A 15,604-nucleotide genomic window follows, 5' to 3' on the forward strand; every position below is an offset into this window, starting at 1 on the left:
TGATGGACCGCGTTGCATTTTCGCTCAAACGCAACGTCGTCCATCGCACCAGACGGACTGCACCTGCCACGTGGCGGGATCAAGCAGCAGCACATCGGCCGCGAAGCCGGGGGCGAGCAGGCCGACGGGTGCGCCGGTGACATCGTTGGGACGGTCGAATCCGAACGCCTTGGCGGGAGTCAATGTGGCGGCCTCCACCGCGTCGACCGGAGAGATGCCCAGTTCAAGTACGGCGCGGCTGACCGCACGCTCCAAAACCAGCGTGGATCCGGCGATGGCGTTGTTCGATACGAGTCGCGCGTGACCGCCGACCACATTGACGTCGAGCGCACCGAGCCGATAATGTCCGTCCGGGCAGTCGGTGGCGGCCATGGCGTCGGTGACGAACGCCGTGCGATGCGGCGCGAACCCGAAGGCCAGCGAGACCATGGGATTCTGCACGTGGAATCCGTCGTTGATGAGTTCGATGGTGACGCGCGGGTCTTCGACGGCGGCGGGAATCGGACCGGGCTCACGATGATGCAGGCCATTCATGGCGTTGAACATATGGGTCATGATGCTCGCGCCGGCGTTGAACGCACGGACGGCGGTCTCGTAGTCAGCGCTGCAATGACCGACTGCAGGAACGACGCCGGCGGCGGCGAACCGCCGTATGGCGTCGATGCCATGGTCGAGTTCCGGGGCGATGGTGATCTGCCGCAGACAACCGTCGGCGGCGGAGAGCAGACGGTCGACCAGTTCGGGAACGGGGTCACGCAGACAATCGGGATCGTGCGCGCCCTTGCGCGCGAGCGCGAGGAACGGCCCTTCGAGATGCGCACCGAGAATATCCGGCCTGTTCGGCATGAGTCGGCGGACGGTCTCGAGGTTGGCGCACATCGTATCGATAGGGTTGGTGATGAGGCTGAGCACCTGTCGCGTGGTGCCATGGGTCATGTGTCCGGCTCGGGCGAGCGCGATGGCGTCAGGGCCGTCGTCGAAGGCCGTGCCCCATGCACCATGGGCATGGATGTCGATGTAGCCGGGGGTCATGATGCGGCCGGCGGCGTCGATGACCGGCAGACTCGAGAAGGCAGCGGGAATGCCGTCGGATTCGGGAGTGGGGGCGGCGTCATCAGTGTCGATGGCGACGATGACGCCGTCTCGCACCGCAATCCAGCAATGGTCCTGCACGCCGCGCGCGTCGATCTTACGCGCGTCGCGAATCACGAACGATTCCGGAGGTCGACTCAACGCCTCGCCGATGGCGTTTGCACGACGGCGACGCGACAGCCCCGCCTCACATTCCGGCTGTGTCTGTTCCGCCTGCATCCGTTCCGATTGTGTTTGCTCCGATTGTGTTTCACAATCCATTCCCATACGACCTCGCGCTCCTTGCATTCGGTATATCGACGTCATCAAATCGGAGGATTCGACTCAGATGCCCTGCCAGGCCGGCTTGTGCGCGTAGGCCCAGCGGTAATAATCCTTGTTGCGCAGGCGCGAGGCGGCGGCCTCGTCCACGATGACCGTGGCATGCGGGTGCAGCTGCAGGGCCGACGCGGGGCAGAGCGCGGAGACGCCGCCTTCGACGGTCTCGGCCACGGCTTCGGCCTTGCCGTCGCCGAACGCCATAAGCACCAGATGACGTGCCTTCATGATGGTGCCGATGCCCTGCGTGATGCAATGCGTGGGCACCTGATCGATGTCCCCGTCGAAGAACCGGGCGTTATCGATGCGGGTCTGCTCGGTGAGCGTCTTGATGCGGGTGCCCGAGGCGAGCGAGGAACCCGGCTCGTTGAAGCCGATATGGCCGTCGGTGCCGATGCCGAGAATCTGCAGGTCGACGCCGCCTGCAGCGGCGATGGCCTCATCGTATTCATGGCCCGCTTCCCGAATGGTGTCGAGGTTGCCGTTCGGCACATGGACCTGATCGGGATTGAGGCCGAGCGGCTCCACCACGGTACGGGTGATGACGCTGCGATACGATTCGGGATGGTTCGGGTCAAGACCGGCGTATTCATCGAGCGCGAAGCCCCGCACTCCCGACACGTCGATGCCCTCGTCCTTGATGAGCTGCGCCAGATGCCGGTATCCGGCCAACGGGCTGGAACCCGTGGCCAGTCCGAGCACGCAGTCCGGCTTGGCCTTGATGAGATCGGCCACGCATCGCGCATAGATCTCGCCGGCCTCGTCCTCGTTCTTCACGATGATGACTTCCGCCATGATTCCTTCTTTCTGTTGGAGTGGTGTTGAGAACGCCGCCGCAGTCGCAGCCATCGGCTTTCACGACTGCGGCGGCAGCGTCATCTACACACTCGCCGTGAGCGACGTGCGCGGTGACAGATGCTCGTGGAAGAACGCCATCATTGCGTCATTGAGTTCTCCACTGCCGGAGTCCCACGTCATCAGGGGATAATCATGAGGGATACGCTTGCCGTTGACGGCCCGCAAATCATGCAGTTCATGATCGCAATTCATCGAACGCAGCAGCATCGTTGCATACAACGAGTCGTTTTCCAGAAAATCATCGGTACTGGTGGAAAGCCATACCGGCGGATATGCAATCTTCCGCATCAACGCTTCCGTACGCTCATATGGGGTTCCTTTCAACCGCGATATCAGCGTCCGGAACACCGGTCGCAGCTTTTCGAACAATTCACCGGAATCCGGATAGGACGAATCGAACAGATGGTCATACACCAGCATGCCGGATGTGAAGCCAACCGACTGGAACCGGACATGATGCCCGTCAATTCCCAGAAGAGCAGCAAGCTCTTCATTGGTCTCGCACGCCAGCAGGAACGTTCCCAGTAACGCACCGGCGGAATCACTGACCAAGAACACCTGTTCCGCCGACAGCTGCCAGCCACCGCCGTTATCCAACAACCACTGCAAGGCCGATGACACGTCAGCCAACATGTCAAGGAAATCACCGCCAGGAGCCAGCGTGTAATTGGGGCACACTACGGCGAAGCCTCGGCTGGCGAGCTGAGCCGCGTATACATTCTGAATTTCCTTGAACGAATAGAAGAATGCACCACCGTGAATATTGAAAATGACTGGAATGTCACCATCGCCGCGCAAATAAGCGTCTTTCGGAAGGAAAATGTCCAGCTTATGAGCGCGTTCTCCATCGACCATATAGTCGATATCCGTGAATTTCATCACGGTATCAGGTAACGCGCTGCGGAAATCCAGCCGACGTACATCACTGAACGCGTAGCTTGCTCGATGCTGCCGCACATACTCAACGAAAACACGATATTCGTCGTCATCATCCGGGATGTCGGCGGTGTCGGGGAGATCTTCGTCGAGATAGGTCCATGTCCGAGCCAGCCGCTCCTGCAGTGAAGTCAGAACACGAGTTCCGTTCGTGGCATGGATGTCTTCCAACGTAAAGGGGATCCCATTGACAGAGAACGTCGTTGTCTCATCATCGCGATAATTCATCGTTTCGACCTCACTTCAGCTCGGCCTTCATATCCTCAAGCTCTACACCGTTGGTTTCCGGCAGGAACTTGACGACGAAGAAGAAGCCCAGCAGCGCCATCAACGTGTAGAAACCATATGTCCATCCAAGACCGATGCCGTCGCGCATGGGTGGATAGATTGTGGTGATAAGGAAGTTGAACATCCAGTTCGCCGCAGTAGCGACGGCTTCGCCCTTGGCACGAATACGATTCGGGAAAATCTCGCTGATGATGACCCAGACGGCGACGTTCGTGGTGGCGCAGCAGACCAGGAAGAACGCGTAGGTGCAGATAATGGAAATCCACGTCCACGTAATCGACAGGCTCAACGTGCCATCGGCATTAAGCTGTCCCTGGCCGAAGCCGATAGCCGTAATGCCAAGGAACACCGTCATCAGCAATGTGCCGTATTTCATAAGGTTGCGACGACCGACCCGATCGATAAGCACCATGCCTACCACTGTGGCAACGGCGGCGAGGGTCGCACGCACAACAGCGATGGTCAGTGAGGCCTGCTCACTGAATCCCAGCATATTCCACAAGCTGGAGTCGTACAGCATGATGATGTTCTGGCCATTGGCCTGAGCCAGCAGGACGAAGATGATGGAAATCCAGACCACGCCTTTGAGACCGAACGTCTTGCCACGCAGTTCCTTGAAGGAAACCTTCTTTTCGTTCTCTTCGCTCTGGAACGACTTCTGAATCTTGGAAATGGTCACATCGGCGTTCTCGTCTCCGATGACATCGACCAAAATCTCCCTAGCCTTGGCAATTTCACCCTTCATGACCAGATAACGGGGAGTCTCCGGCAAAGCGAAGCACAGGAAGAACATGATGACGCCAGGCAGAGCCGTGGTCACCAGCATCCAACGCCATGCATCTATTCCCATCCAGAATGGCATTTCAGCGCCGCCGGATGCCACGACATAGATATCATTGACGACCAGCGACGCAATAATGCCCAGAGCAATGGCCATCTGCTGGAAGCTGGTGAAGAAACCGCGCCTTGCCGCAGGGGAAATCTCCGATATATAGGCGGGACCGATTGCCGAAGTGAAACCAACGCCAAGACCTCCGACAATGCGGAAGATGATGAACATGGTAAAGTTCGTCGTCAAGCCTGTCACCAAAGAAGCTGCCACAAACAATATGGCGGCAAGTTCCAATACGCGAATTCGTCCCATGCGATCGGCGACCACGCCGGCGAACCAGGCACCGAACACACATCCCAGCAATGCGCTGGAAACCGAGAATCCGCTCATGGTACTGCTGAGTGCAAAACCGGAATCCGGACTGGCGATTGCGGTCACGGCACCGTTGATGACTGAAGTATCGTATCCGAACAGGAAGCCTCCCACGGCTCCGATCGTGCAGACAGCAATTAGCTTGCCTTTAAGCTTTCCATCGATTTGAGGCTGAGCCTGTTGACTCATGGTATTCTCCTTTGCCTGATGATGAACCTCGTCGTTCATCAGTAAGCCCCAATCGTATTGAGCGGGCATTCTCCGGTCATCGGCGACAGGGCTATGGGCGTGACGCAAATGAATGATTTTGTGACTTATGACGCAAGGCTCTGTTGTCGCGCCTGAGGGAAGCCTGATAACAATAAGAGTGGAGGCGAACTGACATAGCGCAGCCGCCGATATCGCATAATCGCGCCAATGGAGGTGCTCATGAGTTTTGCAGGCATAAGCCATCAGCATACGGTAATGTCCGTGGACATCGGTGGAACCAAAATCGCCGCCGGTCTTATGCAAACCAATCTTGATGAACAAGCAAAGATACAGAATGCACCGACACTTATTCGACGGTGTGTTCTGCCGACGGAAGCGCATCTTGGCGGCGCCTTCGTATTGCAACGAGTTGCACAAGCCATCCGGCAATGTCTAGACGCCGGCGAAATTCCCTTTCCGCTACTGGGAATCGGCGTAGCAAGTGCAGGAGTCATTGATGGCAACGGATCGGTACTGTCGGCTACATCGCTAATCCCCGGATGGGCCGGCATCCGGCTGCAAGCCGAATTATCCACAGCGTTTGATTTGCCCGTAGCTGTTATCGGAGACGTACAAGCGCATGCTCTAGGCGAGGCACGCTGGGGATGCGGGCGGCAATACCAATCGATGCTGGTCGCCGCCATCGGTACAGGCATCGGAGGAGCGATAATCGTCGACGGGAAATTGATACGAGGCGTTCATGGCGCCTGTGGCCATATTGGTCATCTTCCACATCCCGATGCCAGCGGGATACCCTGCTCGTGCGGACATGAAGGTCATGTGGAATCAATCGCTTCCGGCACAGGTATCGCCGATAATTATCGACGCATCATGCAACAGCGTGGACAAGGCACGTTCCCATCCGATATCAACGGACGTACTGTCGCCGAACTGGCCACCCATGGTAATGCAGAAGCTGCGCGCAGCATCGCTACAGCCGGCACAAGTCTTGGCGATGTCCTTGGCGGACTCATCAATGTTTTTGACCCCGACGCCGTAATTCTTTCCGGTTCCGTGGTTCAATCCGGGGAACGTTGGATGAAGTACGTGGAATATGGCATCCAACGGCAAGCTCTGGGTCTTCTTTCCAAAACACCTGTCTTGGCGGGGACACTCGGTGGGCAAGCCCCCCTAATCGGAGCTGCAGAAGCTTTGTGCGACAAAATCTCGAATATCAAGCAAGGAGCGGAAATATGAACATCAGCGACACCTATTCCAAACGTCTCATTGATTCGCTTCATGGGAAACTGATAGTCAGCTGTCAAGCGTATCCAGGTGAGCCGATGCGGCATCCCGAAACCATGGCCCAGATTGCCCGATCAGCGGAAATCGGCGGCGCCGCCGCGATTCGATGCCAAGGGCTGGCCGACATCAGCGCCATTAAGGGTCAAGTGAAGGTACCAGTCATTGGTATCTGGAAAGAGGGCGATGACGGCGTATACATAACACCGACACTGCGTCATGCCAGGGCTTGCATCATGGCTGGAGCCGATATCGTGGCGCTTGATGCCACGAATCGCCCACGCCCGGACGGCCTGACACTGCAACAAACCGTGCAGCAGCTCAAGAGCGAAGGCGCAATATTGATGGCAGACTGCGGCTGTATTGAAGACGCTGATGCTGCCGTGGACGCTGGGGTCGATATCATCTCCACCACACTGGCGGGATATACGGGCTCACGCGTCAAGACAGAAGGACCGGATTATGAACTGCTTGCTCAAATGCTGGAGCGGCACCCCCATATACCGGTGATATGCGAGGGGAGAATACATACCCCTGCCGATGCAGCAAAAGTCATAGGCATGGGCGCCTGGGCAGCAGTCGTCGGCACTGCCATCACCCACCCCATGACGATAACCTCATGGTTCGCCGATGCAGTAAGGTCTTGACGGCACGTACATAAACCAGTGGCCTAGGCAGGGAGCGATATGCAATACGTTGAGGGTACTAATCAGGAGCTATTGACAGCATCGCCGCAATTCCCTGCCTTGGTCATCGCGCATCAGGGGTTCGACAAGGCACGACTTCACTGGCATGAAGGATTTGAAGTAGTGTACGTTCGGCGGTGTCGGGCCACAGTGGTGAAAGGCACCCGACGCTCAATGCATCATTCCGGCGATGTAGTGCTGGTTCCCCCACGCTGCCTGCATAGCATCGAACTTATCCAGGATCCCCAGCAGCCATCTGCTATACCACAGGCACTTTCCGTAACAATCTCCCCCACCGAGCTGCTTCCGTCATACCCGTATATTTCTCAAATCCAGCAACAGCTGGATTATGAACACATTGGAGAGGACAACCATAAGCGGCTGATGGAATACTGCGAACAAATATTCGTGGCGTTGGCCAGCGGCAAACAGACACGATTCCTCGAAGCAAATTCATGGTTTTACTCCATGCTTACCAGCATCTTCAACTATGCCAAGCCATTGAATGCATCAACCCAGGAAAACATCGAAGACGAAACCATACTTCAGGATGGGCGAGTCATTAAACGAATACGCCACTACGTGCAGCGTCATTATCGTGAATCATTATCCACCGCACAGGTATCTCAAAAATTCGGATATTCAAGAGAGCATTTCTCAAGAATATTCCGCAGATACTCCGGAGTAACGTTCAAAGATTACGTAACGCGAGTGCGCTTACTGGTAGCCTGCGATCTGCTCACCAATACGGACATGCCAATTAATCAAATAGTGCGTGAATCCGGATTTCCAAGTTCTCAGACCATGCGAGGCGCGTTCGATCGCGAATTTGCATGTACGCCCAGCGAATACCGTGCCCGTTCAATCGAAAAGTGAGAAGAAACGATCAATGCGAATCAAAGGAGTAACGAGCCATCAGTTCTCGCAAACGTTATAACGCTGATATGGCATGAGCTCTTAATTAATTGAAAACACAGCCAATTCATCGGCCATCAGCGCCCAGACATACCGATGGATTGCGACGATTTTCGGCCTATATGCAACGTAGTCCATCGAAATCAAGGGAATTTTGATGGACTATGACGCATTTCGCGCGAAATACAACGCAGTCCATCACGAATCATGAACCGGAAAATCAGAAACGTTGCAATTTCAATGATTCCCGATTGCAATCATCCGATTGCCGATGGACTGCACCGCAATATCGACGAATCGCAGTCCAATCCATCAGAATCACGCAGGTTTCGATGGACTACATTGCATATTCAAGAAATCGCAACACGATCCATCAAAGCCGGCATGCTTCCCACGAATTCCGATGGGCCTCAACGGAATCGAACTCAAACGCAGCGTCGTCCACCGCGCCTTGATGCGCCTTGACACGCCTTGACACGCCATAACCCACCCTGTTGCCCTGCTGACTTGCCGCCCAGCCGCCCTGGCCGACCACCGCCGGCCACCGCCGGCACCGCTTCTCACCCCGCCGAAGCTATACTGGCTTCATGAACGATTGCTTTATCACTCGCGATTTCGTCAATGACGACGCATCCGCAACCATCACCGACTACGGCGCCCACGTGCTCGACTGGACTCCCAACGGCCAGCCGAAGGTCCTCTGGCACCCCCGTGCCATCACGCTGTCGAACGGGGTCGCCATCCGCGGCGGCATCCCGCTTGTGTTCCCGTGGTTCAATTCCGGCTTCGAGAACGGCCATGTGGCCGACAAGCAGCCCAAGCACGGGTTCGCCCGCATCTCGTTCTGGCATTTCGACGAGGCGTCGTCGTCGAACGCCGTCGCACGATACACGTTGACGTCGGACGACGTTCCCGACGACCTGCTGCGCACGATGGGCGGCGGCGAAAAGGCCTCGTTCCACGCGACGTACGAGGTCCGTTGCGGCAAGGAGTTCCAGGCATCGTTCACCGTGACCAACGACGGCGAGCATCCGTTCTCCTATGACGAGGCGCTGCACACGTACCTGCATGTGGGCGATGTGCGCCGCATCAGCGTCACGGGCCTGGAAGGCGCGACGTATTTCGATACGACGATCGAAGGGCATCCGACACGCGTGCAGCCGGACGAGCCCATCACGTTCGACGGCACGATGACCGACAGCATCTATCAGGCCGCCAGCGACGGAGAGAACGCCGTCGTGCGTGTGCATGACGAGACGCTCGGCCGCACGATCGTGGTGGAGAAGAGCGGTTCGCACAACACCGTGGTGTGGAACCCGGGCGAGCAGGGAGCCGCCGGCATCGGCGACATCGCGAACGACGAATGGCCCGGATTCGTCTGCGTGGAGGCGGCCAACAACCACGGCACGCCAGTCACACTCGCGCCGGGCGAATCCCATACGCTGTCGCAGACGCTGCGCGTGGAGTGACGACGGAGTAGGCGGAAGTGACCGTGGAATAGGAACGGCGCACCATAGGAGATGATGCCCGATCACCGTCCCGTATGGAATGCCGTAAAGACCATATGACATAGCTGGGCCGGTGCCGCACAGGATGGCGGCACCGGCCCGGCTTGTTGGTTTTCCTGTCCAGCCTCGGCGATGGACGCCGGGGCATCGGATATCAGTACCTCCGCAGGCGGGAGATGTGGATGGCACCGCCGGCCACGCCGAGGACGATCAGCGCGACGACGATCAGCATCGTCGGGTCGGAGCCGGTCCTGGCCAGTCCGTTGTTGCCGGACTGCGCGGCGGAGGCCGAAGCCGGGCTCGAAACCGGAGCGGCCGCGGTCTCGCCGACCGTCACCGGCAGTTCGGCCTTGAGGGCCTTGCCGTCGATGGTGGCGGTGATGGTGATGGTGGCCTTGCCGTCCTTGTGGGCGAGCAGGGTCTGCTCGTTGAACGCCACGGCGTTGGCGGCGGCGCTCTTCGGCTTGTTCTGCGCGGACTTCGGGGCGAAGCTCACGGTCTGCGGGTCGGAGGACTTCCAGTACACCGGCTTGCCTTCGACGCTCTTGCCTTCGGCCACGGCCCACAGCTTCTGGGACGCGCCCTTCTTGAGCTTGAGCGACGTGATCTTCTTGCCGTTGGTGTCGGTGAAGTAGAGCGCGGGCTTGACCACCTTGCCGTCACGGACGGCGACCGGCAGTTCGGCCTTCAGCTCCTTGCCGTTGACGGCGGCGGTAACGGCGATGACCACGTTGCCGTCCTTGTGGGCGAGCAGGGTCTGCTCGTCGTAGCCGACGGAGGCGGCACGGCTCTTGCCGTTCTGCGCGGACCGGTCGCCGGCCTTCGGCTTGAAGCTCACGACGCTGGGGTCGGAGGACTTCCAGTAGACCGGCGCGCCTTCGACGTTCTCGCCCTTGACGTAGGCGCGCACGACCTTCTCGTCGTTCGGCTTCAGGGTGAGGGACTTCAGGGCGTTGCCGTCCTTGTCTGCGAGCGCGATGGCCGGCTCGGTCGGCTGCGGCTGGTCGGCTGCGGCCACGGTGAGCGGCAGGGTCACGGTGGTTCCGTCGGTGGCACCGGTGACGATGAGGGTGGCGGCGCCGGCCTGGGCGTCGGCGGGCACGGTCACGGTCAGGGCTGCGGTGTCGCCGTCCTTGACGTCGGCGGAACCGACCTCGGCGTCGCCGATCTTCGCGGTGAGCTTGGTCTCGGCGGGCACGCCCAGCGAGGTGAGCGTGAGCTTGGAGAAGTTCAGCGTGAAGGATTCGCCGGCCTTCACCTTGCCGTCGGTCGGCAGTCCGGTGACGGCCACGGCGCGGCGGTCGTAGCGGGGCTTGAGCGGCGAGTTCTTGGAGATGTAGTCGATCCAGGCGTCACGGTCGACGAGGCCCGTGTCCTTGGTGTTCGTGCCCTGGGCGAAGGCGCGGAAGTTGTCGCCGCCCTGCAGGAGGAACGAGAACGAGCCGATGCGGTATTCGGCCTTCGGGTCGAGCGGCTTGCCGTTGATGGTCACGGACGTGATGTGCTCACCCTGTTTGGCGTTCGGATCGTAGGTGTAGGAGACGTTGTGGGAGAGGCCGAGCTGCAGGTACGGGCGCGAGGGCGTGGTGCCGTCGGTCGTGGTCTGCCACTGCTGCTCGAGGGCCTCCTTGAACTGGGCGCCGGTAAGCGTGGTGGTCCACAGGTTGTTGAGGAACGGCAGTACGGCGTTGGCCTGGGCGTAGGTCACGGACCCGTCGGCGGCGAGCGCGCAGGAGGCGTTGTCGCCGGTCTTGCACAGTTCGGCGCGCAGTCCGCCGGGGTTGACGACGCCGATCTGGGCGCCGCCGCGGTCGGCGGAGGAGAGCGAGTCGAGCAGGGAGTCGGCCACGAGATTGCCGAGCGTGGACTCGGAGCCGCGGTCGTCACGCTTGCCGTCGGCGAAGGCGGTGGTGATGTCGGCGTCCACGGAGCCGACCTTCTTGTTGCCTTCCTCGGTGCCCTTGGCCACGGCGGCATCCACGATGCCCTTGACCTTGGCGGTCACGCCGGTCTTGTCGGCGTCGGCGAGCTGCTGGTCGAAGTCGGCCTTGCTCGTGCCGCTCGGCACGCTCGGGGCGGCCACGTTGCCGAACTTCTCGTAGCTCACGGCACCGCTCTGCTTGTGGTAGTCGAGCACGACCTGGCCGACGTTCGCGGCGTAGTTGCCGGTCTGGATGACCGGACGGTTGTTGTGCGCGGTGTCGGTGTAGGAGTAGGCCATGTGCGTGTGGCCGTTGAAGATGGCGTCGACGGACGGGTCGGTGTCGCCGACGATGTGCTTGAACACGGGGCTTGCGGTCTTCTGCTCGTCGATCGTGGGCTTGCCGGTCTCGACGTTCTCGGACTCGGGGGCTCCTTCGTGGTATTCGGCCACGAGCACGTCGGCCTCGCCGTTGGATTCGTCGCCGTCGGTGAGCTGCTCGGCCACGCGGTTCACGGCCTCGACCGGGTCGCCGAAGTCAAGGTCCTTCACGCCGCCGGGAGAGACGAGCGTCGGGGTCTCCTGCGTCACGGCGCCGATCACGCCGACCTTCACACCGTCGACGTCCTGGATGCTGTATTCCTTGAGTGCCGGGGTCGTGGTGCCCTTCTTGTACACGTTGGCGCCGAGGTAGTCCCACTTGGCGTTGCGTGCGCCGTCGGCGCCGATCACGCGGTTGGCGAGGTCGTCGTAACCCTGGTCGAATTCATGGTTGCCGACCGACGAGGCCTTGAGGCCCAGGGCGTTGAGCACGTTGATGGTCGGCTGGTCCTTCTGGACCGACGAGTTGAACAGCGAGGCGCCGATGAGGTCGCCGGCGCCGAGGAACAGCGACGAATCCGGGTATTCGGCCTTGAGCTGCTGCACGGTCGATGCGAACGGCACGGTCAGGCCGGTGTCGATGCGGCCGTGGAAATCGTTGACGTTCAGCAGATTGATGGTGGCGGTGTCGCCGTCCGCGGCCGGCTTGGCCTCGGCGGCCGACGCGGCCTGCGCGGGGACGACCACTGCGGCGAACAGCATCGCGGTCGCCAGCAGCCCTCCCTGCAAACGTTTCATAATCCTCATTGTTCTTCCCCTGTCTGTAGTCCCGCCATGAATCGAATAACCCACGCGAACGTACACATAGACATGATTCACGCTAGGACCGCTACGACAACGCGATACGGCGGGAAGGCAACGGACGGGGCAACACCATATGAACAACAGAAGCCGACTACGTAGTCGCAGTCGGCTTCCATCACGTATGCCGCCGCTTGTCGGCGACGGCATACGTTGTTGCGTTTAGCGCAGCACGTCGTACATCAGTGACGGCGACGATGAGCCATACGCATGGATGCGAATCCGATGCCGAGGATGACAACCACGGCGAGCACGATGCCGCCGATCGCCGCGCCGGTCTTCGACAGCGCGCCGCTCGATGCGGCCGGGCCGTTGGCACCGGACTGTCCGTTGGCACCGGCGTTCACATTCGTGCCGGCGTTGGAACCGGCGTTGCCGTTGTCATTGCCGGGAACACTGCCCTGACCGGGCTTGTTCGGCTTGTTCGGCTGCTGTCCGCCGGGCTGTTCACCGCCGTTGCCTCCGGGCTGCTGCGAGGCCTCGGTCTTGAGGCCGACGACGACCGGATCGTGGTCGGAGGCGCGGAACTGGTCGGCGACATACAGGTTCTTCGCGTTGTAGTTGTAGCGCGAGTACTCCAGGGCCACGGATTCCACGGAGTTGATGTTCCAGATGTCGGCGCCGGTGACGTCCTTGAGCGCGGCCGCGTTGGCGAAGATGTGGTCGAGCGAGCCGACGCCTCCGTTCGTGTTGCCCTTGTCGTCGGTGACGGTGTAGGCGTACGTGTACTTGCCGGTCTTCTCGCTCACCTGTTCGCTCAGGTCGGTGTATCCGGCGCCCACGATCTTCTGGATGGGCTTCTCGGCGTAGTAGGCGTTGAAGTCGCCCACGAGGAACACCTTCTCAAGACCGAGCTCGGACCTGACCGAATCGGTGAACTTGAGCAGCGCGTCGGCCTGGGCCTGACGCGTGTAGTCGGCGTTGCCGGAACCGTCGCCCGGGTCCTGGTTCTGCTCGTTGCTGGCCGAGCCCTTCGACTTGAAGTGGTTGGCCACGACGAGGAACGCGTTCGAGTCCGCGGCGCCCGCGGCCTTGAACGCCTGCGCGTCGGGCTGGCGGCCGTGTTCGTAGCCGTTCTTGCCGTTGAAGGCGTCGGAGTCGGTGAGGATGTGCGTCTCGCCCACGGTCGCGACCTTGGCGGGCTTGTAGATGAACGCGGTGCGGATCACGTCCTCGGTGTCGAGGGCGGGCAGTGTCTTCGGGCTGGGCACGTAGGCCCACGTGCCGGCGCCGGCCTCGGCGTTCAGCGCGTCGACCAGCGTGGAGAGCGCGTAGTCGCGGCGGTTGCCCTTGAACGAGTCCGGCACCACGCTGGCGGCCTTGGCGGAGTTCTCGATCTCCTCAAGCGAGACGACGTCCGCGCCGAGCTTGTTGATGGCCTTGACGATCTTCGCGCGCTGACGTTCCATGTTCGTCTTGTCCCAGGCGCCGCGCACGTCGCAGTTCTTCGCGGTCACGGGGTTGCCGGCGCGGTCCACGTAGGCGTTCTTCGTGGAGCAGCCGGTCTCGTCGGCCGTGGTGGAGAAGTAGTTGAGCACGTTGAACGTGCCGAGCTTCACGTCACCGCCGACGGTCTTGAGGTCCGGGGTGTCGGTGCGGGTGTTCGAGAACGTCACCGGCTGCACGTCCTTCGCGTTGTCGCCGGTCAGGCGCGTAGTCGGCTGGAAACGCCACGAGTTGTTGCGGTAGTCGAACACGACCGGCTTGTCGAACGTCACCTTTTCGCCCACGCGCACGGGCCGGTCGTTGCTCAGGTACGGCAGCGGCGTATTGGCGTTGTCCGGGTACTTCGTGTCGAGGAAGTTGCGGCTGGAGCCGTCGTCGAGAGTGACGCTTTCGGATTCCAGACGGTCGACTTCGGCCTGGTATGCGGCGCCGGTCTTGGCGTCGCCCTTGAGTCCCTTGACGGTCGGGTTGAGGAACGGCGTCTTGGCGGCGGCCAGTCCGACCTCGCCGTACTTGTTCGTGTTGTACACGTCGGAGACGGTGTAGTCGCCCTGCGGGGCCACGAGCATGCTTTCGAGGCTCTCACGCTGGGTGTCGTTGGCCGGGAACGCGACCTTCGCCGGCGTGGGGTCGGCGACCTTGTCATTGAGCTTGGTGGCCTTCGTGGCGTTGAGCTCGGTCAGGCCGTAGTATTCGCTGACCTTGCCGCTCACCTCCACGTAGTCGCCGGCCTTGAGGTTCCTCGTGTTCGTGCCGTCGTAGACGAACAGCCCGTCGGACGCCTTGTGCGTGGCGAGGTTCACGTCGCCGCCGGTCGCCGGCGTCTGGATGGTGTAGCCGTTGAAGCCGCCGTCCGGGTAGGTGGCGGTGACCACGCCCTTGGTGGTCACGGTCTTGTCGACATACGGGCTGGTGTCACCATCGCCCTGGATTTCGGCGATGGTCTTGTCTTCAGAGGGCTGGGTGCCGGGGTCGGGGTTCGGCTGCGAGCCGCCATCGGTGACGTTGGCCTTGCCCGGCGTGATCGTGGCGCTGAGCGTGAAGTCCTTGCTGTTGTCGTTCGTGTCGACGCCGTTCGTGCGGTCAAGCGACTTGACGTCGGTGTTGGACGTCGGCGCCGTGGCCGCGGCCTTCTCGAACGTGTTCGTCGCGCCGTATCCGAGCGCGTCGACGATCTGCGCGTTCGCCGTGGTGTCGCCGGTCGCGGGGCTGAGCTTGTCGGTGGTGGCGGCGAACAGCAGCGTGCCCTTGGTGCCGCTGGCGTTCAGGCCGGTAGCGTCGACGTCGGCCGCCGGCAGATCGGCGCCGTTGTCGCCGTTCGACCCAGCCTTGACGAGGTAGTATCCCTTGGATTTGATGGTGCCGGCGAGGTCGGCGCTGGAGTTCGCCGCGCCCGTGCCCGCCGACGAACGGTACTGCAGCGACGAACCGGTCAAATCGATGTCCTTGTCGGTCGTGTTGTACAGTTCGACGAACTTGTTCTTGTATGCGGCGCCCTTGCTGCCGCCCGAAAGATACGCCTCGTTGATGACGACGCCGGCGTACGACGACGCGCCGGCGGACGGCTGCGAGCCGCCCTCATCGGCGGCCGCCGTCTGCACGGGGATGACCGCCACGGCGAGCAGCATCGACGCCGCCAGCAGCCCTCCCTGAATACGTTTGATGAATCGGTCCATGTTCTTCCCCTATTGATTCCGTAGACGGATATCCGCCATACGAATCCACGCTATCGTCGCAACGGCAACGGAACGCGGAGGGA

Annotated in this window: 10 protein-coding genes; 4 read left to right on the top strand and 6 right to left on the bottom strand. The window is 60.8% G+C overall.

The features are described from left to right. Nucleotides 1–24 precede the first annotated feature (24 nt). The 4 genes from KIH77_RS06245 to KIH77_RS06260 all read right to left on the bottom strand — a co-directional run bounded on the left by KIH77_RS06245 (nucleotide 25) and on the right by KIH77_RS06260 (nucleotide 4,924). Nucleotides 25–1,272 carry an N-acetylglucosamine-6-phosphate deacetylase gene (locus tag KIH77_RS06245; protein ID WP_372445370.1) on the bottom strand — a complete coding sequence of 416 codons (1,248 nt, stop codon included), beginning with the start codon at nucleotides 1,270–1,272 and terminating at the stop codon, nucleotides 25–27. Nucleotides 1,273–1,416: 144 nt separating this feature from the next. Then, a complete protein-coding gene (gene nagB / locus KIH77_RS06250; protein ID WP_100511667.1) occupies nucleotides 1,417–2,205 on the bottom strand; it encodes a glucosamine-6-phosphate deaminase in 789 nt (262 codons plus the stop codon). 84 nt (nucleotides 2,206–2,289) lie between these two features. Continuing rightward, complete coding sequence (locus KIH77_RS06255) at nucleotides 2,290–3,432, bottom strand: alpha/beta hydrolase (protein WP_163200534.1); 1,143 nt, start codon at nucleotides 3,430–3,432, stop codon at nucleotides 2,290–2,292. A 10-nt stretch (nucleotides 3,433–3,442) separates the two neighbouring features. Beyond that, nucleotides 3,443–4,924, bottom strand: a complete 1,482-nt coding sequence (locus tag KIH77_RS06260; RefSeq protein ID WP_163200533.1) for a sugar porter family MFS transporter — start codon at nucleotides 4,922–4,924, stop codon at nucleotides 3,443–3,445. Between the two features lie 189 nt (nucleotides 4,925–5,113). On the opposite strand from KIH77_RS06260, the gene KIH77_RS06265 reads away from it, so the two are divergent. From KIH77_RS06265 to KIH77_RS06280, 4 genes are all read left to right on the top strand, one after another. Beyond that, the gene (locus KIH77_RS06265) at nucleotides 5,114–6,142 is read left to right on the top strand and encodes an ROK family protein (RefSeq protein ID WP_236024517.1); all 1,029 of its coding nucleotides are present in this window, start codon (nucleotides 5,114–5,116) and stop codon (nucleotides 6,140–6,142) included. Continuing rightward, nucleotides 6,139–6,834, top strand: coding sequence for an N-acetylmannosamine-6-phosphate 2-epimerase (locus tag KIH77_RS06270; RefSeq protein WP_163200531.1), 696 nt, complete (start codon nucleotides 6,139–6,141; stop codon nucleotides 6,832–6,834). Before KIH77_RS06265 ends, KIH77_RS06270 begins: the two co-directional genes overlap by 4 nt. 39 nt (nucleotides 6,835–6,873) lie before the next feature. Further along, nucleotides 6,874–7,749: an AraC family transcriptional regulator gene (locus KIH77_RS06275; RefSeq protein WP_163200530.1), complete on the top strand. Its 876-nt coding sequence runs from the start codon at nucleotides 6,874–6,876 to the stop codon at nucleotides 7,747–7,749. A gap of 626 nt (nucleotides 7,750–8,375) precedes the next feature. Beyond that, nucleotides 8,376–9,257 carry a D-hexose-6-phosphate mutarotase gene (locus KIH77_RS06280; protein WP_219100240.1) on the top strand — a complete coding sequence of 294 codons (882 nt, stop codon included), beginning with the start codon at nucleotides 8,376–8,378 and terminating at the stop codon, nucleotides 9,255–9,257. Nucleotides 9,258–9,450: 193 nt separating this feature from the next. Here KIH77_RS06280 and KIH77_RS06285 read toward each other — a convergent pair whose 3' ends face one another. Next, on the bottom strand, nucleotides 9,451–12,336 hold the full coding sequence (locus tag KIH77_RS06285) for a 5'-nucleotidase C-terminal domain-containing protein (protein ID WP_236024518.1): 2,886 nt from the start codon (nucleotides 12,334–12,336) through the stop codon (nucleotides 9,451–9,453). Nucleotides 12,337–12,581: 245 nt separating this feature from the next. Further along, nucleotides 12,582–15,521 carry an ExeM/NucH family extracellular endonuclease gene (locus tag KIH77_RS06290; RefSeq protein ID WP_219100242.1) on the bottom strand — a complete coding sequence of 980 codons (2,940 nt, stop codon included), beginning with the start codon at nucleotides 15,519–15,521 and terminating at the stop codon, nucleotides 12,582–12,584. Between the last annotated feature and the right edge of the window lie 83 nt (nucleotides 15,522–15,604).

It is taken from the genome of Bifidobacterium pluvialisilvae, from assembly GCF_019331695.1.
Taxonomy (GTDB): domain Bacteria; phylum Actinomycetota; class Actinomycetes; order Actinomycetales; family Bifidobacteriaceae; genus Galliscardovia; species Galliscardovia pluvialisilvae.

Excerpts from the sequence above, each read along its gene's own strand:
- nagB (WP_100511667.1), bottom strand. The coding sequence starts at position 2,205 with ATGGCGGAAGTCATCATCGTGAAGAACGAGGACGAGGCCGGCGAGATC.
- KIH77_RS06255 (WP_163200534.1), bottom strand. The coding sequence starts at position 3,432 with ATGAATTATCGCGATGATGAGACAACGACGTTCTCTGTCAATGGGATC.
- KIH77_RS06260 (WP_163200533.1), bottom strand. The coding sequence starts at position 4,924 with ATGAACGACGAGGTTCATCATCAGGCAAAGGAGAATACCATGAGTCAA.
- KIH77_RS06265 (WP_236024517.1), top strand. The coding sequence starts at position 5,114 with ATGGAGGTGCTCATGAGTTTTGCAGGCATAAGCCATCAGCATACGGTA.
- KIH77_RS06270 (WP_163200531.1), top strand. The coding sequence starts at position 6,139 with ATGAACATCAGCGACACCTATTCCAAACGTCTCATTGATTCGCTTCAT.
- KIH77_RS06275 (WP_163200530.1), top strand. The coding sequence starts at position 6,874 with ATGCAATACGTTGAGGGTACTAATCAGGAGCTATTGACAGCATCGCCG.
- KIH77_RS06280 (WP_219100240.1), top strand. The coding sequence starts at position 8,376 with ATGAACGATTGCTTTATCACTCGCGATTTCGTCAATGACGACGCATCC.
- KIH77_RS06285 (WP_236024518.1), bottom strand. The coding sequence starts at position 12,336 with ATGAAACGTTTGCAGGGAGGGCTGCTGGCGACCGCGATGCTGTTCGCC.
- KIH77_RS06290 (WP_219100242.1), bottom strand. The coding sequence starts at position 15,521 with ATGGACCGATTCATCAAACGTATTCAGGGAGGGCTGCTGGCGGCGTCG.